The organism is Ruegeria profundi (assembly GCF_020171505.1).
Classification (GTDB): Bacteria; Pseudomonadota; Alphaproteobacteria; order Rhodobacterales; family Rhodobacteraceae; genus Ruegeria; species Ruegeria profundi.
Genome location: NZ_JAIUZS010000001.1, coordinates 839,894 through 866,777, shown reverse-complemented (window position 1 = coordinate 866,777; position 26,884 = coordinate 839,894). Strand labels below are relative to the sequence as shown.

The following is a 26,884-nucleotide window of genomic DNA, read 5'->3' as shown; positions in this document are numbered from 1 at the left end:
GCGGACTCCGCACCTCAAGAAGCAAAGAAAAACTCCGCACCTAAAGTAGAAAAAAAGGAACCAAAACTGCGCGCCGAACCATCCTTTCGGCGCAAGCAGCCGCAGCCTGCCAAGGACAGTGACCAACAGGGCAGCGGTGCTGGGGTGGCCGACGTCGAGAGCCCCGATCCAGAAACCGTCAACAAAACGAGCGACCGTTCACCCCCCGCGTCGCGCTCGGGCGGCGGTGATCGCATGGGTGCCACTATCGAGGCCAAGGCGAATGAGCCAATGCTGCGCAGCAATTCAGGCGGCGGTGATGGTAAAGGGCCACCCCAAACATTTCACAAGCGAACCCCGCCCGAAGACTTTCAGAAAACGCTGCGCACGTCATTGCGCGCGATCTATCGCAATCTGTCCTTCGTGCTGGTTCTGACGTGCGCCACGAACATCCTGATCCTGGCGATTCCGATTTATCTGTTCCAGATCAGTGACCGCGTGTTGACCAGCCGGTCGTTGGACACGTTGATCATGCTGACAACCATTGTCGCTGGCGCGGTGATTTTCCAATCGGCATTTGATGCCGTCCGACGGTTCATGCTGATGCGAACCGCGGTTGAAGTCGCGGCCCGGCTTGGTGCCCCGATCCTAAGCGCGGCTGCACACGCTTCGCTGCACGGTACAGGGCGTGAATATCAGACGCTGGGCGATCTACAGCAAGTGCGAGGGTTTCTGGTCTCGGGTACGCTGATTTCCTTCCTGGATGTGCCCTTCGCGCCCTTGTTCATCCTGATGATCTTCTTGGTACACCCTCAACTGGGCATGATCGTAATTGTCACGGCGCTGGTGCTTATGGTTATTGCCTTCGTCAACCAGCGTATGACGGCTAAACCGTTTGCCGAGGCAAACAAGGCCCAGTCCATGGCTAACATGCACCTCGACTCGATGTCTCGAAACAGTCAGATCATTAATGCTCTGGCAATGATCCCCGAAGCCGTGCGGATTTGGGGGCGGGACACCGCGCAATCCTTGACGTGGCAGGTTCGCGCGCAGGACCGGAACGTGATCTTTGCGGCCATTTCTCGCGCCGTTCGCCTGCTGACCCAGATTTGCATTCTGGGCTGGGGCGCGTTTTTGGCGCTACAGGGTGAAATCACGGGCGGGATGGTCATTGCCGCCTCGATTATCGCAGGCCGGGCCTTTGCGCCGATCGAAGGCTCGATCGAAGGCTGGAACGGCTTTTTGCTGACCCGCGCGGCGTATGGCCGGATCAATCAACTTCTGTCCAACTCGGCGCTGCAATTCGAAAAGCTGCGGCTGCCGCGCCCCGAGGGTCGTTTGGACGTAGAGCGCTTGCTATATGTACCCGGCGGCACCAAACGCGTCGTGCTGAATGGCATCAGTTTCTCGCTGAACCCGGGTGAGACGTTGGCCATCATCGGCAACTCGGGTGCGGGAAAAACCACGCTCGGTAAGACCCTCGTCGGATCAATCCTGCCAACCTCGGGCAGTGTCCGTCTGGACCTGATGGACATCCGCAACTGGGACCCGCGCCAGTTTGGCGAAAGCATCGGATATCTGCCGCAGGACGTGCAGCTGTTCCCCGGTACGATCAAGGATAATATCGGCCGGATGCGGGATGATGCAACGGATGAGCAAATCCACGATGCCGCTGTTCTGGCCGATGTGCACAATATGATCGCAACTCTGCCGCAAGGGTATGAGACCGTGGTGGCCGCCGATGGGTCGCCCCTGTCCGGCGGGCAAAAGCAGCGTATCGCGCTGGCGCGGGCCTTCTTCGGCAATCCGCGTATGGTGGTTTTGGACGAACCGAACTCGAACCTGGATGTCGCCGGGGACAAAGCTTTGTCACGGGCCATCGAACAGGCGAAAGAGAGCAAGATTACGGTTGTAGTTATTACGCAAAAGCCTACGCTATTGAACGTGGTGGACAAGATCATGCTTCTCACGGATGGCCGTGTGGCGCTGTTCGGTCATCGCGAACAAGTTCTGCAACAACTGAATGCGCCGCGCGGCAATCAGCCCGGCATTCAAAAGCAGTAAGGGGGGTACGACATGATGAATGAACTGGTGCCCGTGAACAACGATCCCAAATCGCCCGAGGTTTGGTATGCCGAAGTTCCGCGTTCGATCAGCCGCTTCGTCGTCATTGGAATGGTTATGCTTGTTGTCTGCTTTGGCGGTTTTGGTGTCTGGTCCTTCCGGGCGCCTTTGGCTGCTGCCGTGATCGCCCAGGGCAGCTTTGTCGCCACTGGACGCAACAAGATCGTGCAGCACCTCGAAGGCGGCATCATCCAGGATATCAAGGTTGTCGAAGGTCAGTATGTTGAGGCCGGGCAGGTAATGATGACGCTGGACCAGACCTCGGCCGAAGCGAACGAGCGCGAACTGTTTATCCGGCAAGTCCGCCTTCAGGCCATGTCACAGCGCCTGAACGCCGAATATAATGAACTGCAGAGGTTGGAGTTTTCGCCCGACTTGACTGCCAAATCGGACGATACCGAAGTGATGGCTATTCTTGATGGCCAGAAGATCACCTTTGATCTGTCCCGCAAAACGTTGCTGAACGATATCTCGTTGCTGGAACGGAATATGGAAGCGCTGAGAATCCGCTCAAGCGGATTTGAGGCGCAGTTGGACAGCATGGTTCGGCGATCAGAGATCCTGCAGGAAGAGTTTGAGACGAAACAGGCGCTGTTCGAAAAAGGTTTGGTACGAAAGGGGGAACTGAACACGATCCGCCGCGTACAGGCCGAAGCTGAAGGACAGCAGGCGCGCTTGCAGGCCGAAGCCTCTGAGATCCGCCAGATGCTTTTGAAATATGAGGAACAGATTGATCGCACCCGTGCGGCCTATCGTGAGGCCGCGTTGGACGAGTTGGGCGTGATCGATGCTGATCTGGAAAGTGTGCGTGAAAAAGCCCGCCAGGCCCGTAGTGTTCTGGATCGCGCGGTTGTGCGAGCTCCGGTCACGGGGACTGTGGTGCGTCTGCATTATCACACTCCGGGTGGTGTGATCGAAACGGGTGAGCCGATTGCCGAAATCCTGCCCTCGGACGCGCCCCTGATCATCGAAGCGCAGATACCACGCACCGAGATCGACAGCGTCGTAACCGGACAAGATGCGACGGTGCGCCTTGTCGCCCTGAATCAGCGGACAACGCCGGTTCTGAACGGTCAGGTGTTTTATCTGTCGGCGGACTCGGTGATGGAAGATAACGCCGGTGCGCCACAAGAGGTTTATCTGGCCCGTATCTCGTTGCAGCCCGAAGAGATCGAGCGTGTGCGCGGCTTTATCCCGACGCCGGGTATGCCCGCGGAAATCATGATCCAGACGGAAGAGCGGACATTTGCGGCCTATATCGCGAAACCAGTGACCGACAGCATGTCGCGCGCCTTCCGCGAACAATAATGGGGCTGGCTGCACGGCCAGTCTACATCTTCTGTTTTTCACATGCTAACGTCCGCTGAAATTCATCGGAGGACAGTGCATGGCCCTTACAGTAAAAAGCATGATGGAGGCCGCAAACGCGGCGGTCGAGCGAATCGACACAGGCAAAGCGAAACAGTTGATAGAGCAGGGCGGCTTGCTGCTGGATGTGCGCGATGCCGTCGAGTTGCAGCAGACGGGGCGGGCCAGCGGTGCACATCATATCCCCCGTGGGGGGTTGGAGTTCAGTGCTGACGATACGCTGAAGTCCTATGACGCTGAGCTTCGAAAAGATCGACCGATTGTCTTATACTGTGCTGCTGGCGGTCGCGCGGCGCTGGCCGGTAAGCTTCTGAAAGATATGGGGTACGAACAGGTTTATAACCTTGGCGGCCTAACCGATTGGATCAATGGCGGTGGCGACGTTTCAAACGGCTGACTCAGGCGTTTAGAAACGCCCTGACGGCTGCCTCGAACTCTCTCGGCTTCTCGGCGTGCAGCCAGTGGCCCGCGCCGAGAATTTTAGCGAATTTAGCGGCTGGAAACAGCGCGCGGATCAAATCGCGGTGCTGAGGCAGAACATAGTCAGACTCAGCCCCCGATAGAAAAAGTGCTGAACCTTGCCAGCTTGCATCCACTTGCGGAAAGCCCATGATTTTGGGCATCTCGGCTGCCAGCACATCCAGGTTCAGCAACCAGCGTTGTCCTTTGATGTCCAGCGATTGTGTGAAAAAGCTTTGCAGTGATTTTTCCACATTCAGCGCGGCCAGTTGTTCGGATGCGTCCGAACGACGCTCAACCTTGGTCAAATCAACCGACCGCATCGCTTCGATGAATTGGATCTGGCTGTGGGAATAGGCAACGGGCGCTATGTCCGCCACCATAAGCTTGCGCACCAGATCACCGTGTTGAAGGGCCAGCATCATCGCCGCCTTGCCACCCATTGAGTGGCCAACCACATCCGCGCACCCGCCGAAATGCGCGATCACCTCGGCCAAATCACCAGCAAGATCGGGATAGCTGTGCTGATCGCTCCACATGCTGTAGGCATGGTTGCGCATGTCGACGGCGATGACCTGCCGTTCATCGGTCAGCCGCCGGGCAATGACACCCCAATTCCGCGCAGAGCCATACAGCCCATGGGCAATCAAAACAGGAGGTTTGTCCGTAGGTTCGCCATGTAAGATCGTGTTCAGCATAGCGCCGTGATACCCGCCAAGAACAGAAACAACCAGCCCCATTGTCGCCCCCGCAAACGGCGGTTAGATTGGCAGGCTCGGAGGCTCGCCCATGTCGGATAACATAGACATCCAAACCCAAATTGCGCAGACGGTTGAGTTGCTGCGCAAGAAGTTGGGTGTGAAAGATACGACTCTGACAACCTCGATCCGAAAGGCCAAGCGGCGTCTGCCCCGCCGAATTTACAAGCAAGCGTTGCTATTGGCACGTGCTGAACCTTTGGCGGACCATCCCAGGCTACGGTTAACATTGGATGCTCAGAAACTGGCGCGCGCGTCCGAGCAGGTTCAGGAGCATTTGAGCGGTATAAACCTTGCCGACCGGCGGCTGGGTTGGTTCTTGGGAATGCTGGGCGGGCTGGCGTTTAACCTGCTGGCCTTGTCGGTTTTGCTACTTATCTTTTTGCGGTGGCAGGGCTTTGTTTAACCTGCACAAAAAAACGGCGCCCATCAGGCGCCGCTTAGGTCATAAGATTTAAACCTTACTACAGGTTTGGATAGATCGGGAACTTGGCACAGAGGTCTGCGACCTCGGCCTTGACCTTGGCTTCGACGGCGCTGTTGCCGTCTTCGCCATTGGCGGCCAAGCCATCGACCACTTCGATGATCCAGTCGGCGATTTGGCGGAATTCAACCTCACCAAACCCGCGCGTGGTGCCAGCGGGCGAGCCCAGACGGATGCCCGAAGTGATGGTTGGCTTTTCCGGGTCAAACGGCACGCCATTCTTGTTGCAGGTGATATGCGCGCGACCCAAGGCCTGTTCGGTGGCGTTACCCTTGACACCTTTGGGGCGCAGGTCGACCAGCACCACATGGGTGTCAGTGCCATGAGTCACCGTATCCAGTCCGCCCTTGATCAACTGATCCGACAACGCCTGAGCATTGGTCACAACCTGCTGGATATAGCTTTTGAACTCGGGGCGCAGCGCCTCGCCAAAGGCTACGGCCTTGGCAGCGATCACATGCATCAGCGGGCCGCCTTGAATGCCGGGGAAGATCGCCGAATTCACCTTCTTGGCGATACCTTCATCGTTGGTCAGGATCATGCCGCCACGTGGTCCGCGCAAGGTCTTGTGGGTCGTCGTGGTCGCCACATGCGCGTGCGGGAAAGGCGAGGGGTGCTCACCCGCCGCAACCAGACCGGCAAAATGCGCCATGTCCACGTGCAGATAGGCACCAACCATATCGGCAATCTCACGCATGCGGGCAAAGTCGATCTGGCGCGGGATGGCTGAACCCCCGGCGATAATCAGCTTGGGCTGATGCTCTTTCGCCAGTGCTTCGACCTGATCGTAGTCCAGCATGTTGTCTTGTTTGCGCACACCGTACTGTACCGCGTTGAACCATTTGCCCGACTGGTTGGGTTTTGCGCCGTGGGTCAGGTGACCACCCGCATCCAAGCTCATCCCTAAAATCGTATCGCCAGGCTGAATTAGCGCCTGAAACACGCCCTGGTTCGCCTGAGAACCCGAGTTCGGCTGTACGTTGGCAAACTCGCAGCCAAATAGCTGCTTGGCACGGTCGATGGCCAGATTTTCGGCAATGTCGACGAATTGGCAACCGCCATAATAGCGCCGTCCGGGATATCCTTCGGCGTATTTGTTTGTCATGACCGAGCCCTGCGCCTCCATCACGGCGGCAGAGACAATGTTCTCGGACGCGATCAGCTCGATCTCGTTGCGCTGACGGCCCAACTCGGATGTGATCGAGCCAAACAGCTCGGGGTCACGATCCGCAAGGGACTGGGTGAAGAAACCGTTGTCACGAATATTGACGTTCATGGGGACTCCAATTGGCTGAGCTGTTCTTTGCGGATTTCCTATCGGAAACCGATCATATGCAAAAGGTGTAAAACGACGATTTGCCCCGCTGCGGCGTCAAGTCTGGTCTATTGGGGAAAGGTATGTTTGTTTCGGAACCAAATGTGCAGCACCGGAAACCGGAAAAGATGACAAAGAGAATCGCTTTTCTCGCCAGCGACGCCAAAGTGGCGCAAACCGCGCGGGACAGCCTTGTGAAACGCTATGGTAATGTCGCACCGAGGGACGCGGATGTTGTGGTTGCCTTGGGCGGGGATGGGTTCATGCTGCACACGCTGCATAACATGCAGCACCTCGATACACCCGTGTACGGAATGAATCGCGGTACCATTGGTTTCTTGATGAATGAGTTCCACGAAACCGACTTGATGGAGCGTCTGGCCACAGCCGTGGAAGAGGTTATCAACCCTTTGGCGATGCTGGCACTGGATCAGTCCGGAAAACTGCATGAAGCGTTGGCCATCAACGAGGTATCGTTGCTGCGGGCCGGTCCTCAGGCAGCGCGGCTAAAGATCAGCGTCGACGGGCGTGTACGGATGGCCGAACTGGTTTGTGATGGCGCGTTGTTGTCCACACCGGCGGGCTCGACCGCTTACAACTACTCAGCCCACGGGCCAATTCTGCCGATCGGGGCGGATGTTCTGGCCCTGACGGCAATTGCGGCGTTCCGCCCCCGTCGATGGCGCGGCGCGCTGTTGCCCAAGAACGCAAAGGTTCGCATTGATGTCTTGGATGCAGATAAACGCCCTGTCATGGCGGACGCGGATTCCGTTTCTTTTCCGGATATAGACTGGGTTGAAATACGGTCCGAACCCTCGATCCAGCATCGTTTGTTATTCGATCCCGGCCATGGGCTTGAGGAACGGCTGATCTCAGAACAGTTCAATTAGAACCTTAGAAACAAACGATTATTTGCCTTGTGTGAACCAGTTCACAGGCATTACATGTTTTCTTTGCTAGAGTGATCTTGCCTGGGAACACGCCTTGGTGGGAGTGAGTGGCCGCCAGACGGCGTTGTCGAATGATCGCGCAGTTTTCGCGCCGACGAGGGTGGGTGGTGCTACGCTCGTCGTCAGAATTCCGGGCTTATTTAAGTAAGAGGGCCCTGGGTGAAAATCCCGGGGTCTATTTTGTTGACCGGACCTACTTGGCTGCGCTCATTCTTTTCCAAAGGGGCAGGTGCATCTGACCAACCCGCGCCTCGATCGCTGCGGCGGCATCAACTGCCAAGTCCTCGCGCCAGCGGCGTGCGGCGATCTGGATATTGATTGGCTGCGGCCCACTTGGCAAATCAGCCAATCGTGCAGGCACGCAGGCGGCGGGCAGCCCAAGGAAGTTCATCGCATAGGAGTAGACTGCGCACCCCAGAACCTCATGCACGCCTTCCGCACCTTCGGTATCACGGTCGGGTTTGAAGAATGGTTGTGGTAAGAAAGGCGAAAGGACCAGTGGATAGTCTTGCATGAACAGGGACCATTCGCGCGCGTAGTGGCTGCGTTTGGCCAACATCTGAACCAGTTCGGTGCCGATTATGGGAGGGAATTCCTGAAAGTAAACGTCAAAAATATCCCGGATGGTTTTCGACCCGGCAGCTTCGATATCGCTTTTCATCAGGGTCAGGACCTCACCCATCAGAGTTCGGTATCCAGTCCGACCACATTCGAACACATCGGGGGGCGAGACCTCTTCCACCTGATATCCGGCGTCTGACAGCGCGTCGCGGGCGGTGTCCAGGGCTTTTTCGACCTCAGGGTGTAGGGCATAGCCAAATGTGTCTTTGGTGAAAGCAACCTTGATTGGTCCGTCCAAGGGTTCGCCGCGCCAAGGTATCGGAACGTGGAAAGGATCGCGCGGGTCTGCGGCGATCAGGCTGGGCATCGACAGGTGAAGATCAGCAGCAGAGCGGGTGATCAAACCCTGCACCGACATGGATTGCGCCAGTAGCCCGCGCTCGGCCTGTTGGCTTGGGTTCCATGCTGGCACGCGGCCAAGACCAGGCTTGATCGTGACCGCCCCATTGGCTGCCGCCGGAAACCGAAGGCTGCCGCCGATGTCGTTGCCATGCGCCAAAGCGCCAATTCCCGCCATCACCGCCGCACCGGCACCGCCCGAGGACCCGCCGGGCGAGATATGACGACCCCACGGATTGTGAGTCCTGCCATGCAACGGGTTGTCAGTGTCCGCGCGAAACGAGAATTCTGGGGTGTTCGTCCGGCCGATCACAACGGCTCCGGCGTTATGCAGATTTCTCACCACTGGCGCATCATCTGGCGCAATCACGTCCTTCAGCGCGACAACGCCGTTCGACGTGGCATGACCTTTCTGGTCCACATTGATCTTGATCGTTACGGGCACACCATGCAACGGCCCGGTGTGTGCTCCGCGTGTTCGCGATTGGTCCAGATGACGCGCCCTGTCCAGCGCCTCGGTGCTCAGATCTTCGACGACGGCGTTCAAGTCTGGGTTGACCTCGTGCATACGGTCAATCGCACTTTGAACGGCGTCCTCGGCGCTGATGTCTCCACTGCGGGTCAGGGCGGTCAGGTCGGTGGCGTTCAGGCGCCAGTAGTCTTCGGTTGTCATGTGGCCTCACTGTCTTGATCAGACAGTAGGCGCGTTGAATTCCGTTGCAAGTGAAAGCCGTGGGTCAGGCGGCCGTAGCCGCCTGAAATGTTCCTACTGCGCGAACCCGATGGATTTCAGCGCGACGGTAATCTCGTCCAGAATGGCCGGATCATCGATGGTTGCGGGCATTTTGTACTCTTTGCTGTCCGCAATCGACACCATGGTCCCGCGCAGAATTTTACCCGACCGCGTCTTGGGCAGACGATCCACAACAACAGCCTGCTTGAAGGCCGCGACAGGGCCAATTTTTTCCCGCACCAGTTTGACCACGTCCTGCACGACCTCGCCATGGTCGCGGTCACATCCGGCATTCAGGCACAGAAAGCCAACAGGCATTTGACCTTTGAGTTGATCTGACACGCCAATCACGGCGCATTCGGCAACATCCGGGTGGGCGGCCAGAACCTCTTCCATCCCGCCGGTAGACAGACGGTGACCCGCAACGTTGATGACGTCATCGGTCCTCGCCATAATGTACAGGTACCCGTCCTCGTCGATCATGCCCGCGTCACCGGTTTCGTAATACCCGGGGAACTGGTTCAGGTATGAGCTTTTGAACCGCTCTTCAGCATTCCACAACGTTGGCAGAGTGCCGGGCGGCAGCGGTAGTTTGACGGCAATTGCACCCAGTTCGCCGGGTTTCATCTGGTGGCCGCCTTCGTCCAGGATCTGCACGTCATAGCCGGGCATCGGTTTGGCAGGCGAGCCGAGCTTGATGGGCAATTCCTCGATCCCCAGGGGGTTACCGGCGATGGCCCAGCCGGTTTCTGTCTGCCACCAGTGGTCAATGACCTGAACCCCAAGCGATTTCTGAGCCCATTCGATCGTGTCCGGGTCCGCGCGCTCACCCGCAAGGAACAAGGCGCGCAGGTTCGACAGGTCATATTTTGCCAGCATCTCGCCCTTTGGGTCTTCGCGTTTCACGGCGCGGATCGCTGTGGGGGCTGTGAAGAAGCTTTTAACCTTGTGCTCGGAAATCACGCGCCAGAAGGTGCCGGCGTCGGGGGTGCCGACGGGTTTGCCTTCGAAAACAATCGTGGTGTTTCCGTGGATCAACGGTGCGTAGCAGATGTACGAGTGCCCGACGACCCAGCCAACATCTGACGCCGCCCAGAATACATCGCCTGGATCGACGTCATAAATATTCTTCATCGTCCAGTTCAGCGCCACCAAATGCCCTGCGGTCGGACGGACAACCCCCTTGGGCGAACCGGTGGTGCCAGATGTATAGAGGATATAGGCCGGATCGTTGCCATCCACCGGCACGCAGTCAGCCGGTTCCACCCCATACTGAAACCCATGCCAGTTGTAATCCCGACCTTCGATCAGTTGCGCGACTTCCTGTTCGCGCTGGAAGATCACACAGAAATCGGGTTTGTGGCTTGCCATCTCGATGGCGTCGTCCAGCAGGGGTTTGTAATGCACCACGCGGCCCGGTTCCATCCCGCATGAGGCGGCGATGATTGCCTTGGGTTCGGCGTCGTCGATCCGTAGGGCCAGTTCATTGCTTGCAAACCCGCCAAAGACCACTGAATGCACCGCGCCCAGACGCGCGCAGGCCAGCATTGCCTCAAGCGCCTCGGGGATCATGGGCATGTAGATGATGACCCGGTCGCCTTTTTCGACGCCCTTGGCCCTTAACGCTCCGGCCAGTGTGGCGACACGGTTGCGCAACTCGACATAGGAAATCTCGCGCTTGGTGTGGGTGATCGGGCTGTCATAAATGATCGCCGTTTGCTCTCCGCGACCATTTTCGACATGGCGGTCCACAGCATTCCAGCATGTGTTGACCCTCGCATCGCAGAACCATTCGTACAGCGGCGCGTTTTCGTCAAACAACGCCTTGGTCGGTGGTTGAACCCAATCGATCCCCTTGGCGGCTTCCATCCAGAATGCTTCGGGGTCGGATTTCCAGCTCTCGTATACGTCCTGATATGCCACGATGACCTCCTCCTAAATCTCCGTGAATTGTGTAAGGCCGCCGGGGGGCACCACACAAGCAACGGAAATGACGAAGCGTCACTTTATCGCAAAATCTTTGCAGAATTTGCCCGAGACACTTGCAAATTTTTGCAAACAAGTTGCTCAGACCGATTTTTCGGGCATCAAGCGACAAGTTTTGCAAATCTGCAAACTTTCACGTGCAAAGAATCACCTTTAGGGCAGGCTCAGCAACCCGTGGGCCAATTGAGCCAATAAAGATCAGCCGTAATGCGCAACCGGGGTACCGCCAATCGCCGCCATGTTCAGCAATCCGCGCGCCGTGATGGACGGGGTCACGATATGTGCCTTGTTGCCCATGCCCATCAGGATCGGTCCAACCTCAAGCCCGTCGGCCTTCATCTTGAGGATGTTGCGCACTCCGCTGGCCGCATCCGCATGGGCAAAGATCAAAACGTTCGCCGCCCCTTCAAGGCGAGAGTTCGGGAAAATCCGAGACCTCAGTTCCGGGTCCAGAGCCACGTCAAGGTTCATCTCACCTTCGTAGGTAAAGTCCCGAGGTTCGGAATCGAGTATCCTAAGTGCAGCCCGCAGTCGTTTGCCAGAGCCCTCAGCCTGATTGCCGAACTGCGATTGTGAGCAAAAGGCGATCTTGGGTTCGATCCCAAACCGACGAACATGGCGGGCTGCGCCAAGTGTGGTTTCAGCCAGCTCTTCCGGTGTTGGCAATTGATGAACATGGGTGTCGGCGATGAACAAGGGGCCATCTTCCAGAATCATAAGAGACAAGGCGCCATGCGGGCGCAGCTCGCCATCGGCCAGGACTTGCTCAACATAGTTCAGGTGCCAGCGATATTCACCAAAGGTGCCACAGATCAGGCTGTCGGCCTCACCTCGGTGCACCATGATCGCTCCAATGGCGGTGTTGTTCGTACGCATGATGGCCTTGGCCAGATCAGGTGTGACACCACGGCGCTGCATGATCTCGTGGTACGAGCTCCAGTAGTCGTAGTATCGCGGGTCGTCTTGTGGGTTCACGATCTGGAAATCTTCACCGGGACGCACCTTTAGGCCCAGACGCTCGCAACGGGTGCCGATCACGTCGGGACGACCGATCAGGATCGGGGTTTCAGTGGTTTCTTCCAGAATGGCCTGTGCCGCGCGAAGAACGCGTTCGTCTTCGCCCTCGGCAAACACGATCCTGCGCGAAGCCGCTGCAGCAGCTTCAAACACGGGGCGCATGAGCAGGGCAGATTTGAACACCGTCTGGTTCAGTTTTTCTTTATACGCCTCGATATCTTCGATCGGACGTTTAGCGACCCCGCTTTCCATCGCGGCCTTGGCCACGGCCGAAGAAACGACACCCACAAGACGCGGGTCAAACGGTTTCGGGATCAGGTAGTCTGGTCCGAAGGTCAGCTGCTCACCTTTGTAAGCCGCAGCAGCCTCGGCGCTGGTGGTGGCGCGCGCCATTTCGGCGATTCCGTCAACGCAGGCGATCTGCATTTCGTCGTTGATTTCCGTCGCGCCGACGTCCAACGCGCCACGAAAGATGAAGGGGAAGCACAAAACGTTGTTGACCTGATTGGGGAAATCGCTGCGACCAGTTGCAATGATCGCATCCGGGGCAACTTCACGCGCGGCCTCGGGCAATATTTCGGGGGTCGGGTTGGCCAGGGCAAAAATGATTGGTCTCTTAGCCATTTTCTCAACCATCTCGGGCTTGAGAACATTCGGCCCGCTTAGACCAAGAAATAGATCAGCATCGCCGATCACATCGTCCAGCGTGCGCAAATCAGATTTCTGGGCGAACTGGTCCTTGTGCGGGTTCATGTCCTCGGCGCGGCCCTCGTAGACCAAACCATGAATGTCGCAGAGCCAGATATTCTCGCGCTTCACACCCAATTTTACCAGCATCATCAAGCAGGCGATCCCTGCCGCACCACCACCGGTCGAAACGACCTTGATGTCTTCGAACTTCTTGCCCGCCACATGCAAGGCGTTCTTGGCGGCGGCCCCTACAACGATGGCGGTGCCATGTTGGTCGTCGTGAAAAACTGGGATATTCATCCGCTCGCGGCAGATCTTCTCAACAACAAAGCAATCGGGGGCTTTGATGTCTTCAAGGTTAATCGCACCAAATGTTGGTTCCAGCGCGCAGACAATTTCGGCCAGTTTTTCCGGGTCGGGCTGATCCACTTCGATATCGAAACAGTCAATGCCGGCGAATTTCTTGAACAGGACCGCTTTGCCTTCCATCACCGGCTTTGACGCCAGCGCACCGATGTCACCCAACCCAAGCACTGCTGTTCCGTTGGAAACAACGCCCACAAGGTTGCCGCGCGCGGTGTAAAGCTCGGCATTTGCTGCATCCGCCTTGATCTCGAGGCTGGCCTCAGCCACACCGGGGGAGTAGGCGCGCGCCAGATCACGACCGTTTGCCATCGGCTTTGTCGCTTTGATCTCCAGCTTTCCGGGCTTTGGTTTGGCGTGATATTCAAGCGCGGCCTGCCGCAGGCTGGGTGTATCAGACATTGACGATTCACTTCCGTTCAAAAATTTGATTTAGCCTTAAACTATTTTTCTTAGCTTGGCTACGTCAGGTCACCTCATCAGATGGATGTACCGATTTCAGTCGTTTCGGTTGATTTCAGTCGCAGAACTATTACATTCCGGCAACTTTTGAATCCTCGCCGTTATGTTTCGAGAAGATCGGTATGAGCTATAGTGAAGACCATGGGCCGGACACCGCCCTTACTAGTAAGAACGGGTTTGGCGCCGGTCGCGTTGCGTTTTGTGCAGTCATCGCTTTGGCCATTGGTATCCTTTGCGCGATCTCGATCTGGCCGATGCAGGCTGCGGCACTCAATCAAGAAGGCGGTCTGATCGAAACAGGCTCGGCCGCAGCGTTGTTGGCTGCTGGCGTGGCGGCCCTGGTTCGGTACCGTGGTATCAGCCGTTTTTATATTGGCGTGGTTTGCCTTTTGTTGGCGGAGCGAGAGCTTGAGGCCGATGTGTACGCAACGGGCAGCTTGCCATATCAGATTCTAAACGGATTCGATGTCATGCTGGATATGACGCTTGTGCGCGTGGTGCTGGCCGTTGTCGTCTTGGGCGGTGTTTTCTGGCACGGCGTACCAAATGCTTGGCAGGCGCTAAAAATCCGCGCGCCGTTTCTTATGGTCTTCATTCTGGCTGGCATGCTGGCTGTTGTAGCGCAGGGCTTGGAAGAAATCAGCAGTGCCTTTGGCGACGAAATGACAATGGTCATGGTCGTCCGCTTGTTCGCGCTGGAAGAAACGCTTGAGATGTATTTTTCGATTGGCATTTTGGCCGCCGTTCTGATCGGATGGCCGAAAACCAAGACCGATGAGACATCAGATGAGCAAATCGCCAAAGACAACATGCGCTGAAATCCGCCTGCCAACGCAGGAGCTGCGCAACGATATTCCGTTTTACACCAAGGTTCTGGGTATGCGGATGGACATGATCTATCCCGCCGATGACCCGCGTATAGCCGTTTTTTCCGGTCACGGTTTGCGGGTACGAATTGTCAAGGACGCGCCCGAAGCGCCCGGGACACTCAGAATCCTGACAGATGCTCCGGATGAGTTCGCGGACGGAAAGCGCAGCTTGGTGGCCCCCAATGGCACACGGGTTGAAATCGACGAGCTGAACCCGCCTTTGGTCATGCCTGATACGGTGCATTCTTTCGTCGTACGCAGGCTCAAGGATCAGGCACCTTGGATCATCGGACGGGCAGGGATGCACTATCGCGATCTGGTGCCGGATCGGCTGGGTGGGTCTATTATCGCAAGTCACATCCGTATCCCCGACGGTGGTCCGGTGCCGGACATGGTGCATTTCCACAAGGTTGGGTTTCAACTGATCTTCTGCATCCACGGCTGGGTTGACGTGGTGTACGAGGATCAGGGTGAAAAGATGCGCCTGACGGCAGGGGATTGCTTTATCCAACCTCCCGAAATTCGCCACCGTGTGCTCGAAGCGTCAGACAATGTGCAGGTGATCGAGATCGGCGTTCCGGCCGAACATGTCACCGAGATTGATCACGACATGGAATTGCCCACGCCACATTTCCGCCCCGAGCGGGAATGGCAGGGTCAGCGATTCGTCTTTAATCAGGCCGAGGGTGCCGAATGGGGGCCGTTCCGACTGCCGGGTTATATCTGCCGTGACACGACGATTGCAGAAAACACCAAGGGCGTTGCCGGGGTGCAGGTTGTGCGTAAAGGGCAGGGCGATCCGGTTTGGGCATCCCATGACACGGATATTCACTTTTCCTTTGTCATGAATGGAGAAGTCACGTTGGAAGGCGAAGGCCGCGAACCTTACCGGCTGGAACAAGGCGATGCGTTCGTGATCCCGCCCGGTATGCGCACGCGCCTGTCTGATCCGTCAGATGATGTCGAGCTGCTTGAGGTGACGCTTCCGGGCACGTTCAATACGACGCTTGGCTAAGGAAACTTCTTTCCGGGGGCTTCAACTGTTTGGGCGAATGCATTTAGTGTATGCACTTCTGACCAGATGATCAAAAATTGGGGAATCACAATGCCGCTGAAGGACGCAGCCCTGGCTGTTCGGGAAAAAGCCTATGCTCCCTATTCCAAGTTCAAGGTCGGCGCAGCGATCCGTTCTGCGTCAGGTGAGGTTTTTTCCGGCTGTAACGTCGAAAACGTAGCATACCCCGAAGGCACCTGTGCCGAGGCGGGCGCAATTGCTGCCATGGTGGCTGCGGGTGAGCTGTCCCTCACTGAGGTTTACGTTGTGGCGTCATCTCCGCAACCTGTGCCGCCCTGCGGTGGGTGCCGTCAGAAACTGGCCGAATTTGGCAAGCGTGACGTCAAGGTGACGCTTGCGACCGTCGACGGGGTCGAATTCGAAACAACGATTGGTGATCTGTTGCCGGGCGCCTTTGACGCCTCGCATATGGAAGACGTCTGAGCAGATGGACGCCCGCTCGATCATTGCCAAGCTTCGTCGGTCGCAAGTACCCAATGGCGAAGAACTGCGCTGGTTCGCGCAAGGTCTCGCCGATGGTGGCGTCAGTGATGCGCAGGCCGGCGCCTTTGCAATGGCGGTCTGCATGGGGGGCTTGGGTCAGCAGGGGCGCGCTGATCTGACCATTGCCATGCGCGACAGCGGCGATGTGCTGAGCTGGGATTTCGACGGCCCGGTGGTTGACAAACACTCGACCGGGGGGGTGGGCGACAGTGTAAGCCTGGTTCTTGCCCCCGCGCTGGCCGAGCTTGGAGCATATGTCCCCATGATCTCGGGTCGCGGGCTTGGGCACACCGGGGGGACGCTGGACAAGCTTGAGGCTATTCCCGGCGTTACCACTCAGATCGGACAAGACCGTTTGATGCAGATCTTGCGCGATGCCGGCGCGGCCATTGTTGGCGCGACCGGGCAGATCGCGCCTGCGGACAAACGGCTCTATGCAATTCGCGATGTGACAGCGACGGTAGAGAGCCTTGATCTGATCACGGCCTCCATCCTGTCAAAAAAGCTGGCCGCCAGCCCCGAGGCGTTGGTTCTGGACGTTAAGGTCGGATCGGGCGCGTTTATGAAAACACTGCAGGACGCACGCGAATTGGCGCAGGCACTGACCGAGACGGCGAATGCAGCAGGATGCCGGACTTCGGCGGTCATCACCGATATGAATCAACCGCTGGCCCCGGCACTCGGCAATGCGCTGGAAGTGGCCGAGGTGATGATGGTTCTGACTCAAGCGCATGACGCACCTCTTGCTGAAATCTCGGCAGAGCTGGGCGGGGTTTTGCTGGCGGATGCCGGGATGTTCGAAACGGTGGACGAGGGGCGCGACAAAATCACGGACGTGATCCGTGACGGCCGCGCGGCCGAGCGCTTTGGTCGCATGATGGCGGCAGTGGGCGGGCCGCTGCAATTCGTTGAAAACTGGAGCCGTTACCTGCCCGAAGCCAGCGTGATCCTAGAAGTTCCTGCCCCTGAAAGCGGTTATGTCTCTGCAATAGATGGCGAAGCCCTTGGCCTTGCCGTGGTCGCGCTGGGCGGCGGGCGGCAGGTTGAAGATGATGTGATAGACCCGGCCGTTGGCCTGTCAGGCATTGTTCGGCTGGGCGACAAGGTTGATCGGGGCGCACCGTTGGCAGTTGTTCATGCCGCGCGTGAGGACGCGGCCCGGGAAGTCGCTCAGACGGTGTTGCGCGCCATCACGATTGGCCCGGACGCGATCACGTCCCCAACGCTTGTCCACGAAAGGATTTCCCCGTGACCCGAGCCTTTTTGGTCGTGATGGATTCGGTGGGCATCGGTGGTGCGCCGGACGCAGGCAAGTTCTTCAACGGTGAGACGCCCGACACTGGTGCAAATACCCTTGCCCATATTGCGCAGGCCTGTGCTGAGGGTCGGGCGGAGCAGGGCCGATCGGGTCCGCTGTCCGTGCCAAATCTTGACGTCTTGGGATTGGGGGCCGCGACGCGCCTTGCTTCGGATGAGGAGACGCCCGGTTTGCAGGCCACGCCAACCGGCCTTTGGGGCTGCGCGCGCGAGCATTCGGCGGGCAAAGACACCCCGTCGGGTCACTGGGAGCTGGCAGGGCTGCCAGTGCCGTGGGACTGGCATTACTTTCCGAACACAACACCGTCGTTCCCGGCCGAACTGAGCCGTGCCGCTGCTGAGGCCGCGGGAACCGAGGGTATTCTGGGCGACTGCTATGCCTCTGGCACCGCCATCATCGCAGAACTGGGGGCTGAGCACATGCGAACCGGATGGCCGATCTGCTATACCTCTGCCGACAGCGTGTTCCAGATCGCCGCGCATGAGGAAAGCTTTGGCCTCGACCGGCTTTTGCAGATGTGCAAAACGCTGGCGCCGCGACTGCATGCGATGAAAGTGGGGCGCGTGATTGCGCGGCCTTTCATCGGGACACCGGAAGAGGGATTTACGCGCACCACCAACCGCAAGGACTTTGCCATCCTGCCGCCCGCACCGGTTCTGACCAATTGGGCACAGGATGCCGGGCGGCGCGTACATGCGGTTGGAAAAATCGGAGATATCTTTTCGATGCAGGGGATCGACACGCTGCGCAAGGGATCGGATGCCGAGCTGATGCGCCACCTGTCCAATCTGGTCGATGAGGCCGAAGAGGGGAGCCTGACATTCGCCAATTTTGTTGAGTTCGACAGCCTCTACGGCCATCGCCGAGACATCAGCGGATACGCCCGCGCGTTGGAATGGTTTGACCACGAGATTGGCGTGATCCTGCAAAAGCTGCGCCCCGGAGACTTGATGCTGCTGACCGCCGATCACGGAAATGATCCCAGCTGGGTCGGTACCGATCACACACGCGAACAAGTGCCGGTTCTGATCGCTGGAAAACAGGCGGGCCAGATTGGTGCGGTGAATTTTGCCGACATCGCCGCCAGCATCGCGCACCATTTGAACATTCCGGCACAGGGACCGGGAAAGAGCTTCCTATGACCATAGAAGACCTGCCAAAGATTGAGTTGCACCTGCATCACGAAGGCGCGGCACCGCCCGCCTTTATCCGCCAACTTGCGCATGAAAAACGCATCGACCTGAGCGGTATCTTCAAGCCGGACGGCAGCTATGACTTTCGCGATTTCACACATTTTCTCAGCGTGTACGAAGCTGCGTGTGAGGTGCTGAAGACGCCCGAAGATTTCCGACGCCTGACATTGGCGATCCTGGAAGAAAGCGCGGCCAATGGCGTGGTTTATTCGGAAACTTTCCTCAGCCCCGATTTTTGTGGTGGCGGGGATGTGAACGCCTGGCGCGACTACCTCAGCGCTATTCAGGACGCGGCAGATGAGGCCGAGCGTAAATTCGATATCACCCTGCGCGGAACCGTTACGTGCGTCCGCCATTTCGGGCCGGAACAAGCAAAGATCAGCGCCCGATGCGCTGCCGAAACGGCAGGAAGCTGGATCACGGGATTTGGAATGGGGGGCAACGAATCCGTCGGCGCGCAGGGCGACTATCAATGGGCCTTTGACTGCGCCCGCGAAGCCGGTTTGCGCCTAACGTCGCATGCCGGTGAATTCGGCGGTCCCGAAAGCGTGCGCGATGCGGTCCGTTACTTGGGGGTCGAACGGATCGGGCACGGCGTTCGCGCCATCGAGGACCCGGACCTTGTCCGCGAGTTGGTTGACCGCGAGATCACGCTTGAGGTCTGCCCGGGTTCAAACGTAGTTCTGGGCCTGTTTCCCAGTTTCGACACCCACCCGATTGCGAAACTTCGCGATGCGGGTGTCAGAGTCACCGTTTCCACGGATGATCCGCCGTTTTTCCACACTACAATGCGGCGCGAATATGAAATGCTGGGCAAAGCCTTCGATTGGAAAGCCGAGGATTTTGCTGCCATAAACCACACCGCCCTGGCGGCTGCTTTTTGCGATGAAGACACCCGTGCGCGTGTCAAGAAAAGACTGGAGAGAACATGAGCGAACACCTGACCGTCGTTGACCATCCGTTGGTCCAGCACAAATTGACGCTCATGCGTGACAAGGGCACGTCAACCGCTGGATTCCGTCAGTTGTTGCGTGAAATCACCCTGCTGCTGGCCTATGAAGTCACGCGTGAGCTAAAGCTGACCACCCGAAATATCGAAACCCCGATGGAAGAAATGGATGCCCCCATTCTGGCCGGAAAGAAGCTTGCCTTGGTTTCAATCCTGCGGGCAGGGAACGGCATGCTGGACGGGGTGCTGGAACTGATCCCCTCGGCCCGTGTCGGGTTTGTAGGGCTCTATCGCGATGAAGAAACACTGAAACCGGTTCAATACTACTTCAAGGCGCCCGAAGGGCTGAAAGACCGTCTGGTCATCGCCGTTGATCCGATGTTGGCCACGGGCAACAGTTCGGCTGCTGCGATTGATCTGCTGAAAGAGGCCGGGGCCACCGACATCCGTTTTCTCTGCTTGCTGGCTGCTCCCGAAGGTGTGGAGCGGATGAAAGAAGCGCATCCCGATGTTAAGATCGTAACTGCCGCGCTTGATCGCGAGTTGAACTCGAAAGGCTACATCATGCCCGGTCTAGGTGACGCAGGGGACCGGATGTTCGGTACCAAGTAAATCCGTTTATTCCCCGCAGATATTTTGGAGCCGGACCCAGTCGCGGTCCGGCAGAACCTGTTGCAGGGGGCGGCCGGCCATCGGGTCAGCCTCGATCAGGCCCAGAACTGTTTCGCCGGTGACATCCACCGCATAGGCATATGGCGTCGAAGGCAGCGCTGTTTGTGCAAACACCTCCAGCACTTCATCATCGGGCAAGGATGGGCGCGGTTCTGACAGAACCTGCTCGGTATAAGTGTCGATGATCTCGGGCGTCAGTTCGCCGGTTGTCAGCAGCCGGAAAGCCGTTGTGACGCCGGTACGATCCAACAGGTCATCCAGCGGATCCTGCGCCTCAGTACGGGCACGCTCTGCAATGATGTAGCCTGCGGCGACCGAAGGGTCTTCGTGATCCTCAACGAGCGCCCGGTTCAGCAAAACAATGCCTCCGGGCAGGCTCAGGCTGGTTTGCACCCCCGCGGGCAGAATGACGATTTTCCGAACACCAGTGCGGGCAGCCAACTGGTCCAAAGCGGCCTGTGCGTCGTTTGACTTACACGCACGGCCCGAGACCCGTTCGATGCGGCGAAGGATCGTATTTCCGATATCCTGGCGTTTGATATCCGGCACAACCGAGATGACATGATTCTGTAAGGCAACGGGCAGCCAAAGCAGCAACAAGGCGGCCACGGCGGCGAACACCCCGGCGACAGTGACCCAACGCAGTCGGCCGGGATGCGGCCGCGCCCGTTCGATGGCCCGTTGCAGCCGGTCGATCGCCTCGATCATCGTGGTTTCGGTTTCCGCCAGCTCCAGCGTTTCAGCCGGATCGCCGTCCGGGTTGAATATGGCCGGAAACCCACCGGGATTCTGCCGTTCGAGCGCAGCCAGGGACCAATGTGTCAACGCCTGTTCGTTGAAGTCCGAGATTGTCAGCGTGGCCTCGCCAATCGACACCACCACCTCGCGCCGTTGCATATCCGGCGAGGGGCGCCACAGACCGGTGGCCTCAATCCGCTGGTACTGTTTAAGGGCCGTTTTCAAGGTGGGGTGCTCGTGATTATTTTCCGTCAGCTTAACATGCGAAAATCCAAAGGCGCAAACCTGTTGCGCGCCGTTTTGAAAATGTGCTGGATATCGTAACGCGCGGTCGCGATGTATGTTTGGCGGTCAAAAAGCGCCGTAGCACTCGGAGAGGCAGCATGATCATTTCGCGCGGGCGTCGCTACGTGTTTGTCCATATTCCAAAGACGGGGGGCACGTCTTTGGCACAGGCTTTGGAAGATCGTGCGATGAAGGATGACATCCTGTTCGGAGATACGCCCAAAGCTATAAAACGACGCAAAAGGGCCAAGGCTTTGACGGGTAAAGGACGTTTGTGGAAGCATTCAACCCTGGCCGATATCGACGGGGTTCTTTCGATAGACGAACTTCAATCCCTGACCACGTTCACAATGGTGCGTAACCCGTGGGACCGGATTGTTAGTTACTATCACTGGCTGCGCGTTCAAAGCTTTAACCACCCCGCAGTTTCGCTGGCGCAGAGGTTGAATTTTGAGGAGTTTGTCCTGCACCCTGACACGGTAAAGTCATTTCGATTGAACCCCGCCCGGCGGTACATGACCCGCGCAGATGGGGTCGAGCAATGTCAGTTCTATATTCGTCTGGAACAGTTCAATCAGGATGGGAACGCCTTGTTCGATCACCTTGGGTTCAACCTGACCTTGCCTCGGTTGAACCGGTCACAGCGACAGAGAGACTATCGTCACTATTATACTGATCGGTCGGCTTCGGCGGTCGCCGAAGCCTGCAATGAGGATATCGCAAGATTCGGGTATACGTTTGATCCAGCAGGCGAAGCATAGTTTCCAAATCTATCCTAATGAGCATTTTGCTTTTAATGTTGTTTGGATTTTCTGCGCATATTACGGCGGAAATGGCCTAAATCTGGCCTTAATATGTCAAAAGTAAGTCACCGCGTCGGGTCCTGTGTTACTCATCATTCTAAGTTGTTTTGAGTAAATAGTGGGTTCGGTTTTTGGTGAAAGTTGAGAGTGTCATAAGTTTTCCCCCGCGTCCTGACGCCCGGGGTACGGCTGAACCGCAGGCCGCGTTGAATGCGCGCAGGGGCGGTCTGGTCCATGGAACCAGGGTTTCCACGAATGGTGGGTGGAAGCCTGTAGAACAGATACAGCCCGGTGACCTGATACGTACAATGGACAATGGGTTTCAGGCGGTAAGCCGCGTTGCAACGGATTGCATCACTGTGCCACCGGATGAAACCAAGGCCGAGAATATGCCGATCCGCGTGCCATCGCACATGGCCTATAATGACAGGCCGGTCTGGCTGATGCCAGAGCAGGGCGTGGCTTTGGACACTACCAAGCTCTATCATGACCTTATCGCGCTTCCGTTTAGTCTGCCGGTTGTATCGGCACGGTTGCTGCGCGGTATGTTTCGGATCACTTCAGATGTTCCAGCATCGTATTTTGACATCTCAACCCTGTTCTTCGATCAGGATGAGGTGATCTATATCGAAGGCGGGTTTCGCGCCTTCTGCCCCTCGGGGCGTTTTGGATCGCGCAACATTCCCGGTCGCGCGTCTTATAAGGTTGTCGGGTCCGAGGCTGCAGCGGAATTGATTTCTCTGACAGCAAAGCGCAGAGATGTTGCCGTTCTGGCGAATTCTCTGGGGTCTTTGCCCGCACCGATTTTCGATCACGCCATTGTTCCGGCAAGGCCGGTCAGGGGGGCTCGTCGTCCCGGACGCCCGGGTCGTCCCGTGATCAGAACCTGAATGGGAAGCTGTATCTGAGACAGCAAGCAAACGCTGGCGCGAGGGGGTACGCGCCAGCGTTTTTCTTTAGGCGGCCTTGGCTTCGGGGTTGAAGCGACCATAGAAGCTTTGGCCCTTTTCAGCCATTTCGCGCAGCAACGGCGGGCAGGCGAACCGTTCGCCATAGGCTTGGGCCAATTGATCGCAACGCTCGGCGGCATAAGGCGTACCGATAATGTCCAACCAGCTGAACGGGCCGCCTGACCACGGTGCAAAGCCCCAACCAAGGATCGCGCCGACGTCGCCTTCGCGGATATCTTCCAGAACGCCGTCCTCCAGCGCGCGGACTGCTTCAAGGACCTGCGCAAACATCAGACGTTCCTGCACTTCGATCAGGTCGGGCTGGTCTTCGGCATGCGGGTACTTCTCTTGCAGACCTTTCCAGTATTCGACGCGCTTGCCCTTGTCGTCATAGTCGAAAAAGCCCGCATTGACCTTGCGACCCAAACGGTCCTGTTCCTCCATCCAGAAGATGACGTCATCCGACGGGCTTTCGGGATAGGCATCGCCCATCGCGGCCTTTGTGGCACGCGCAATCTTAGCGCCCAGGTCAATCGAGGTCTCATCGGTCAGCTGGATCGGACCAACCGGGAAACCCAGTTGACGCGCAGCATTGTCGATCAGCACCGGGTTCACACCCTCGGCAATCATCCGGACACCTTCGTTGATGTAGGGGATGATGCAGCGGTTGGCGTAGAAGAAACGCGCATCGTTGACCACGATCGGCGTCTTGCGGATCTGGCGCACGTAGTCCAGAGCCTTGGCGACGGAACGATCACCGGTTTCCTTGCCCTTGATAATCTCGACCAGGAACATCTTCTCAACGGGTGAGAAGAAGTGGATGCCGATAAACTGCTCGGGCCGTGCGGATGCTTTGGCCAGATCGGTGATCGGCAGGGTCGAGGTGTTTGAAGCAAAGATGCAGTCTTCCGGGATGATCGCCTCGACCTTCTTGGTCATCTCGGCCTTTACGCCTGGATCTTCGAACACGGCTTCGATGATCAGATCGCAGCCTTTAAGGTGCTCCAGATCGGGGGTGGCGGTGATACGGGCAAGCAGGGCCTCTTTCTTCTCAGCCGTGGCTTTGCCGCGCTTGATACCCTTGTCCAGATAGGCCTCGGTATAGGCTTTGCCTTTGTCGGCGGCAGCCTGATCACGGTCGACCAGAACAACCTCCATCCCAGCCTGAGCCGAAACCAGCGCGATACCAGCGCCCATCATGCCAGCACCCAGAACGCCAACCTTTTTGACGCGCTGATCGGGCACATCTTTGGGGCGCACAGCGCCTTTCTCCAGCGCTTCCTTGTTCAGGAAAAGCGAGCGAATCATGGCCGACGAGGATGGGTTCATCAGGATCGAGGTGAACCACCGCGCCTCAATCCGCAGGGCGGTGTCAAAATCGACCAGCGCGCCTTCGTAGATCGAACTCAGCAGAGCCTTGGCCGCCGGGAACGCACCTTGGGTTTTGCCGTGCACCATTGCACTGGCACCGACAAAGGTCATGAAGCCAGCAGGGTGATAGGGTGCCCCGCCAGGCATTTTATAACCCTTCGCGTCCCAAGGCTTGACCAGATCGGCATCCTTGGCGTTCAGAACCCACTCTTTCGCAGCCGCAACCGGATCATCAGCCACGGCGTCGATCAGCTGCGCGCCTTTGGCTTTCTTCGGGTCCATCATCTTGCCTTCCAGCAGCACAGGGGCCGCTGCCATCGCACCAACCATACGGCTATAGCGCATGGTGCCGCCGCCACCCGGGAAAATTCCCAAAAGGATTTCCGGCAGACCAATTTTGGCTTTGGGGTTCGAGGTCATGACGCGATGGTGACAGGCCAGCGCGATCTCGGTCCCGATTCCGGCACAGGTGCCGTTGATCGCGCAGGCAATCGGCTTGCCGCCCTTCTTGGTCTTGGGGTCCATGCCCGCCAATTCCATCTTGCGCAGGATATGGTGGCCGCCCATCACGAAATCGAACAGAGCCTGCGCCGGTTCGTCGCCCGCTTCCTGACGAATGGTCGCCAAAGTATTCAGGTCCATACCACCGGCGAACGAGCCTTCCTTGCCACTGGTAATCACGATGCCTTTTACCTCGTCATCCTCCAGCGCCTGATCGATCAGTTGGCTGACCTCCTGAAAGGCTTCGCGGGTCAGCACGTTCATGGATTTGCCCTGCGCGTCCCAGGTGATGAATGCGACGCCGTCTGCGTCCTTGCTCAGAGTGAAATCAGTCATTGTCATCTCCAATCTGGTCAGCCGTCAGCGGGCTGCCGTCTTTCCGGGTGAAAGAGAATCCGTTTTCATCATCCTTCACCATCATATCTATGTCGCTGTAATAGCCGGTCTCGGTCGGGGTCCGAGTGCCCACCACCAGAAAGGTCGCGGGCGCATCGGTTTTGTTCACAAGGTGGTGGCCGTTAGGCTCGCCAGCAGGCCAAGCGGCGCAGTCACCGGGCAGCATCTCATGCTCTCCATCGTCGTCGATCAGCACGCATTTGCCGCTGAGCATTATAGCAAACTCATCTTGCAGCATGTGATAGTGGCGCAACGAGGACATCCCCGCAGGTTCCAACCGCACGATGTTGACCCCGTATTGAGTCAGCCCGCCTGCATCGCCCACACGCTGTACGAAACGACCTGTGGTCGCCTCGGCCAGCTTGCCGGGATAGGCCGAGCCACCCTTGAACGGGATCTGAGAGAGATCCAGTTTGGGCATCAGACCCGCTCGATAATGGTTGCCGCACCCATGCCGGACGCAATGCAGAGCGTGGCCAGACCGGTTTCCTTGTCCTGACGCTCCAGCTCATCCAGCAGCGTGCCGATAATCATCGCACCGGTCGCGCCCAGCGGGTGACCCATCGCGATCGAGCCGCCGTTGACATTGACCAGTTCGGGATCGACATCGAACGCCTGCTGAAACCGCAACACGACCGAGGCGAAGGCCTCGTTCACTTCGAACAGGTCCAGATCGCCGATTTGCATGCCGTTATCGGCCAGAATCTTCTCGGTCACCGGAACCGGGCCGGTCAGCATGATGGTCGGATCGGTGCCGATCTTCGCGGTTGCCTTGATACGAGCACGCGGTTTCAGGCCGTATTTCTCACCGAATTCCTTGTTACCGATCAAAACAGCCGCCGCACCGTCCACGATGCCCGAGCTGTTGCCCGCGTGGTGGATATGGTTGATCTTTTCCAGATGGGGATATTTCAGCATCGCCACCTTGTCGAAGCCGGGCATCTGCTCACCCATCATCTGGAAGGACGGATTCAACGCGCCAAGGCTTTGCATGTCGGTGCCGGGGCGCATGTATTCGTCGCGATCCAGAATGGTCAGGCCGTTCTGGTCCTTGATGGTGATGACCGATTTCTCAAACCGGTTCTCTTCCCACGCTTTTGCTGCGCGATTCTGCGATTCAACGGCCAGCGCGTCCGCATCGTCACGGCTGAAGCCATATTCGGTGGCGATGATATCGGCCGAGATACCCTGCGGAACGAAATAGGTCTCCATCGCCAGCGTCGGGTCTACGGCGATCGCCGCACCGTCGCTGCCCATGGCCACACGGCCCATCATTTCAACGCCGCCCGCGATATACGCTTCGCCCGCGCCGCCTTTGACCTGGTTCGCAGCCAGGTTCACGGCTTCCATGCCTGAGGCGCAGAAACGGTTGATCGCCAGACCGGGGATCGACTCATCCAGATCCGAGGCCAGAACCGCCGAGCGCGCCAGACAGCCGCCTTGCTCCATCACCTGAGTGACGTTGCCCCAGATCACATCCTCAACGGCGTGGCCTTCCAGATTGTTACGCTCTTTCATCGCGTTCAGCGTTAGGGCGGACAAGCGCACCGAGGTTACCTCGTGCAGGCTGCCGTCCTTGCGGCCCTTACCGCGCGGGGTGCGCAGGGCGTCATAAATGTAAGCTTCGGTCATG

At 57.9% G+C, this 26,884-nt stretch carries 23 protein-coding genes; 14 read left to right on the top strand and 9 right to left on the bottom strand.

Annotation, left to right across the window (positions count from 1 at the left end; all coding sequences use genetic code 11):
* The first annotated feature begins 144 nt into the window (after positions 1-144).
* The 3 genes from LCM21_RS04190 (at position 145) to LCM21_RS04180 (ending at position 3,868) form a co-directional block, all read left to right on the top strand.
* Positions 145-2,043, top strand: coding sequence for a type I secretion system permease/ATPase (locus LCM21_RS04190; RefSeq protein WP_404818114.1), 1,899 nt, complete (start codon positions 145-147; stop codon positions 2,041-2,043).
* A gap of 15 nt (positions 2,044-2,058) precedes the next feature.
* Entirely contained in the window at positions 2,059-3,411 is a 1,353-nt protein-coding gene (locus tag LCM21_RS04185) for an HlyD family type I secretion periplasmic adaptor subunit (RefSeq protein WP_224889719.1), read from the top strand.
* A gap of 79 nt (positions 3,412-3,490) precedes the next feature.
* Positions 3,491-3,868, top strand: a complete 378-nt coding sequence (locus LCM21_RS04180; RefSeq protein WP_224889448.1) for a rhodanese-like domain-containing protein — start codon at positions 3,491-3,493, stop codon at positions 3,866-3,868.
* Position 3,869: 1 nt separating this feature from the next.
* On the opposite strand, the gene LCM21_RS04175 is transcribed toward LCM21_RS04180, so the two are convergent.
* Positions 3,870-4,670 (bottom strand): alpha/beta fold hydrolase, encoded by an 801-nt coding sequence (locus LCM21_RS04175; RefSeq protein WP_224889447.1) that lies wholly within the window; start codon positions 4,668-4,670, stop codon positions 3,870-3,872.
* Positions 4,671-4,719: 49 nt separating this feature from the next.
* Between LCM21_RS04175 and LCM21_RS04170 the strand changes: the two genes are divergently transcribed.
* Positions 4,720-5,094, top strand: a complete 375-nt coding sequence (locus LCM21_RS04170) for a hypothetical protein (protein WP_224889446.1) — start codon at positions 4,720-4,722, stop codon at positions 5,092-5,094.
* Positions 5,095-5,152: 58 nt separating this feature from the next.
* Here the strand turns inward: LCM21_RS04170 and glyA are convergent, their stop codons facing one another.
* Entirely contained in the window at positions 5,153-6,448 is a 1,296-nt protein-coding gene (gene glyA / locus LCM21_RS04165) for a serine hydroxymethyltransferase (RefSeq protein WP_224889445.1), read from the bottom strand.
* A gap of 167 nt (positions 6,449-6,615) precedes the next feature.
* On the opposite strand from glyA, the gene LCM21_RS04160 reads away from it, so the two are divergent.
* A complete protein-coding gene (locus LCM21_RS04160) occupies positions 6,616-7,377 on the top strand; it encodes an NAD kinase (protein WP_068332713.1) in 762 nt (253 codons plus the stop codon).
* A gap of 253 nt (positions 7,378-7,630) precedes the next feature.
* On the opposite strand, the gene LCM21_RS04155 is transcribed toward LCM21_RS04160, so the two are convergent.
* The 3 genes from LCM21_RS04155 to LCM21_RS04145 all read right to left on the bottom strand — a co-directional run bounded on the left by LCM21_RS04155 (position 7,631) and on the right by LCM21_RS04145 (position 13,588).
* Positions 7,631-9,070, bottom strand: a complete 1,440-nt coding sequence (locus LCM21_RS04155) for an amidase family protein (protein ID WP_224889444.1) — start codon at positions 9,068-9,070, stop codon at positions 7,631-7,633.
* A gap of 93 nt (positions 9,071-9,163) precedes the next feature.
* Positions 9,164-11,053, bottom strand: a complete 1,890-nt coding sequence (gene prpE / locus LCM21_RS04150) for a propionate-CoA ligase PrpE (protein ID WP_224889443.1) — start codon at positions 11,051-11,053, stop codon at positions 9,164-9,166.
* 261 nt (positions 11,054-11,314) lie between these two features.
* Positions 11,315-13,588 carry an NADP-dependent malic enzyme gene (locus LCM21_RS04145; RefSeq protein ID WP_224889442.1) on the bottom strand — a complete coding sequence of 758 codons (2,274 nt, stop codon included), beginning with the start codon at positions 13,586-13,588 and terminating at the stop codon, positions 11,315-11,317.
* Between the two features lie 182 nt (positions 13,589-13,770).
* Here LCM21_RS04145 and LCM21_RS04140 point away from each other — a divergent pair, with 182 nt between their 5' ends.
* From LCM21_RS04140 to upp, 7 genes are all read left to right on the top strand, one after another.
* Complete coding sequence (locus LCM21_RS04140) at positions 13,771-14,466, top strand: hypothetical protein (RefSeq protein ID WP_224889441.1); 696 nt, start codon at positions 13,771-13,773, stop codon at positions 14,464-14,466.
* Positions 14,435-15,532 (top strand): cupin domain-containing protein, encoded by a 1,098-nt coding sequence (locus LCM21_RS04135; protein ID WP_224889440.1) that lies wholly within the window; start codon positions 14,435-14,437, stop codon positions 15,530-15,532. Before LCM21_RS04140 ends, LCM21_RS04135 begins: the two co-directional genes overlap by 32 nt.
* Positions 15,533-15,598: 66 nt before the next feature.
* Positions 15,599-16,015 carry a cytidine deaminase gene (locus tag LCM21_RS04130; RefSeq protein WP_082677366.1) on the top strand — a complete coding sequence of 139 codons (417 nt, stop codon included), beginning with the start codon at positions 15,599-15,601 and terminating at the stop codon, positions 16,013-16,015.
* A gap of 4 nt (positions 16,016-16,019) precedes the next feature.
* The gene (locus LCM21_RS04125; RefSeq protein ID WP_224889439.1) at positions 16,020-17,327 is read left to right on the top strand and encodes a thymidine phosphorylase; all 1,308 of its coding nucleotides are present in this window, start codon (positions 16,020-16,022) and stop codon (positions 17,325-17,327) included.
* A complete protein-coding gene (locus LCM21_RS04120) occupies positions 17,324-18,535 on the top strand; it encodes a phosphopentomutase (protein ID WP_224889438.1) in 1,212 nt (403 codons plus the stop codon). Before LCM21_RS04125 ends, LCM21_RS04120 begins: the two co-directional genes overlap by 4 nt.
* A complete protein-coding gene (locus LCM21_RS04115) occupies positions 18,532-19,518 on the top strand; it encodes an adenosine deaminase (RefSeq protein ID WP_224889437.1) in 987 nt (328 codons plus the stop codon). Before LCM21_RS04120 ends, LCM21_RS04115 begins: the two co-directional genes overlap by 4 nt.
* Complete coding sequence (gene upp / locus LCM21_RS04110) at positions 19,515-20,147, top strand: uracil phosphoribosyltransferase (protein WP_068332388.1); 633 nt, start codon at positions 19,515-19,517, stop codon at positions 20,145-20,147. Before LCM21_RS04115 ends, upp begins: the two co-directional genes overlap by 4 nt.
* A gap of 6 nt (positions 20,148-20,153) precedes the next feature.
* Here upp and LCM21_RS04105 read toward each other — a convergent pair whose 3' ends face one another.
* Positions 20,154-21,170, bottom strand: a complete 1,017-nt coding sequence (locus LCM21_RS04105) for a hypothetical protein (RefSeq protein WP_224889436.1) — start codon at positions 21,168-21,170, stop codon at positions 20,154-20,156.
* Positions 21,171-21,328: 158 nt separating this feature from the next.
* Between LCM21_RS04105 and LCM21_RS04100 the strand changes: the two genes are divergently transcribed.
* Complete coding sequence (locus LCM21_RS04100) at positions 21,329-21,991, top strand: sulfotransferase family 2 domain-containing protein (protein ID WP_224889435.1); 663 nt, start codon at positions 21,329-21,331, stop codon at positions 21,989-21,991.
* Positions 21,992-22,167: 176 nt separating this feature from the next.
* Positions 22,168-22,923, top strand: coding sequence for a Hint domain-containing protein (locus tag LCM21_RS04095; RefSeq protein WP_224889434.1), 756 nt, complete (start codon positions 22,168-22,170; stop codon positions 22,921-22,923).
* 66 nt (positions 22,924-22,989) lie between these two features.
* On the opposite strand, the gene LCM21_RS04090 is transcribed toward LCM21_RS04095, so the two are convergent.
* From LCM21_RS04090 to LCM21_RS04080, 3 genes are read right to left on the bottom strand one after another with little or no spacing between them, the layout of a single operon-like run.
* On the bottom strand, positions 22,990-25,191 hold the full coding sequence (locus LCM21_RS04090; RefSeq protein WP_224889433.1) for a 3-hydroxyacyl-CoA dehydrogenase NAD-binding domain-containing protein: 2,202 nt from the start codon (positions 25,189-25,191) through the stop codon (positions 22,990-22,992).
* Positions 25,184-25,672, bottom strand: a complete 489-nt coding sequence (locus LCM21_RS04085; RefSeq protein WP_224889432.1) for a cupin domain-containing protein — start codon at positions 25,670-25,672, stop codon at positions 25,184-25,186. Before LCM21_RS04085 ends, LCM21_RS04090 begins: the two co-directional genes overlap by 8 nt.
* Positions 25,672-26,883: an acetyl-CoA C-acetyltransferase gene (locus tag LCM21_RS04080; protein ID WP_224889431.1), complete on the bottom strand. Its 1,212-nt coding sequence runs from the start codon at positions 26,881-26,883 to the stop codon at positions 25,672-25,674. Before LCM21_RS04080 ends, LCM21_RS04085 begins: the two co-directional genes overlap by 1 nt.
* Between the last annotated feature and the right edge of the window lies 1 nt (position 26,884).

Coding starts and splice junctions, on each gene's coding strand:
- LCM21_RS04185 (WP_224889719.1), top strand. CDS start 2,059: ATGAATGAACTGGTGCCCGTGAACAACGATCCCAAATCGCCCGAGGTT.
- LCM21_RS04180 (WP_224889448.1), top strand. CDS start 3,491: ATGGCCCTTACAGTAAAAAGCATGATGGAGGCCGCAAACGCGGCGGTC.
- LCM21_RS04175 (WP_224889447.1), bottom strand. CDS start 4,670: ATGGGGCTGGTTGTTTCTGTTCTTGGCGGGTATCACGGCGCTATGCTG.
- LCM21_RS04170 (WP_224889446.1), top strand. CDS start 4,720: ATGTCGGATAACATAGACATCCAAACCCAAATTGCGCAGACGGTTGAG.
- glyA (WP_224889445.1), bottom strand. CDS start 6,448: ATGAACGTCAATATTCGTGACAACGGTTTCTTCACCCAGTCCCTTGCG.
- LCM21_RS04160 (WP_068332713.1), top strand. CDS start 6,616: ATGACAAAGAGAATCGCTTTTCTCGCCAGCGACGCCAAAGTGGCGCAA.
- LCM21_RS04155 (WP_224889444.1), bottom strand. CDS start 9,070: ATGACAACCGAAGACTACTGGCGCCTGAACGCCACCGACCTGACCGCC.
- LCM21_RS04145 (WP_224889442.1), bottom strand. CDS start 13,588: ATGTCTGATACACCCAGCCTGCGGCAGGCCGCGCTTGAATATCACGCC.
- LCM21_RS04140 (WP_224889441.1), top strand. CDS start 13,771: ATGAGCTATAGTGAAGACCATGGGCCGGACACCGCCCTTACTAGTAAG.
- LCM21_RS04135 (WP_224889440.1), top strand. CDS start 14,435: ATGAGCAAATCGCCAAAGACAACATGCGCTGAAATCCGCCTGCCAACG.
- LCM21_RS04130 (WP_082677366.1), top strand. CDS start 15,599: ATGATCAAAAATTGGGGAATCACAATGCCGCTGAAGGACGCAGCCCTG.
- LCM21_RS04125 (WP_224889439.1), top strand. CDS start 16,020: ATGGACGCCCGCTCGATCATTGCCAAGCTTCGTCGGTCGCAAGTACCC.
- LCM21_RS04115 (WP_224889437.1), top strand. CDS start 18,532: ATGACCATAGAAGACCTGCCAAAGATTGAGTTGCACCTGCATCACGAA.
- upp (WP_068332388.1), top strand. CDS start 19,515: ATGAGCGAACACCTGACCGTCGTTGACCATCCGTTGGTCCAGCACAAA.
- LCM21_RS04100 (WP_224889435.1), top strand. CDS start 21,329: ATGATCATTTCGCGCGGGCGTCGCTACGTGTTTGTCCATATTCCAAAG.
- LCM21_RS04090 (WP_224889433.1), bottom strand. CDS start 25,191: ATGACTGATTTCACTCTGAGCAAGGACGCAGACGGCGTCGCATTCATC.
- LCM21_RS04085 (WP_224889432.1), bottom strand. CDS start 25,672: ATGCCCAAACTGGATCTCTCTCAGATCCCGTTCAAGGGTGGCTCGGCC.
- LCM21_RS04080 (WP_224889431.1), bottom strand. CDS start 26,883: ATGACCGAAGCTTACATTTATGACGCCCTGCGCACCCCGCGCGGTAAG.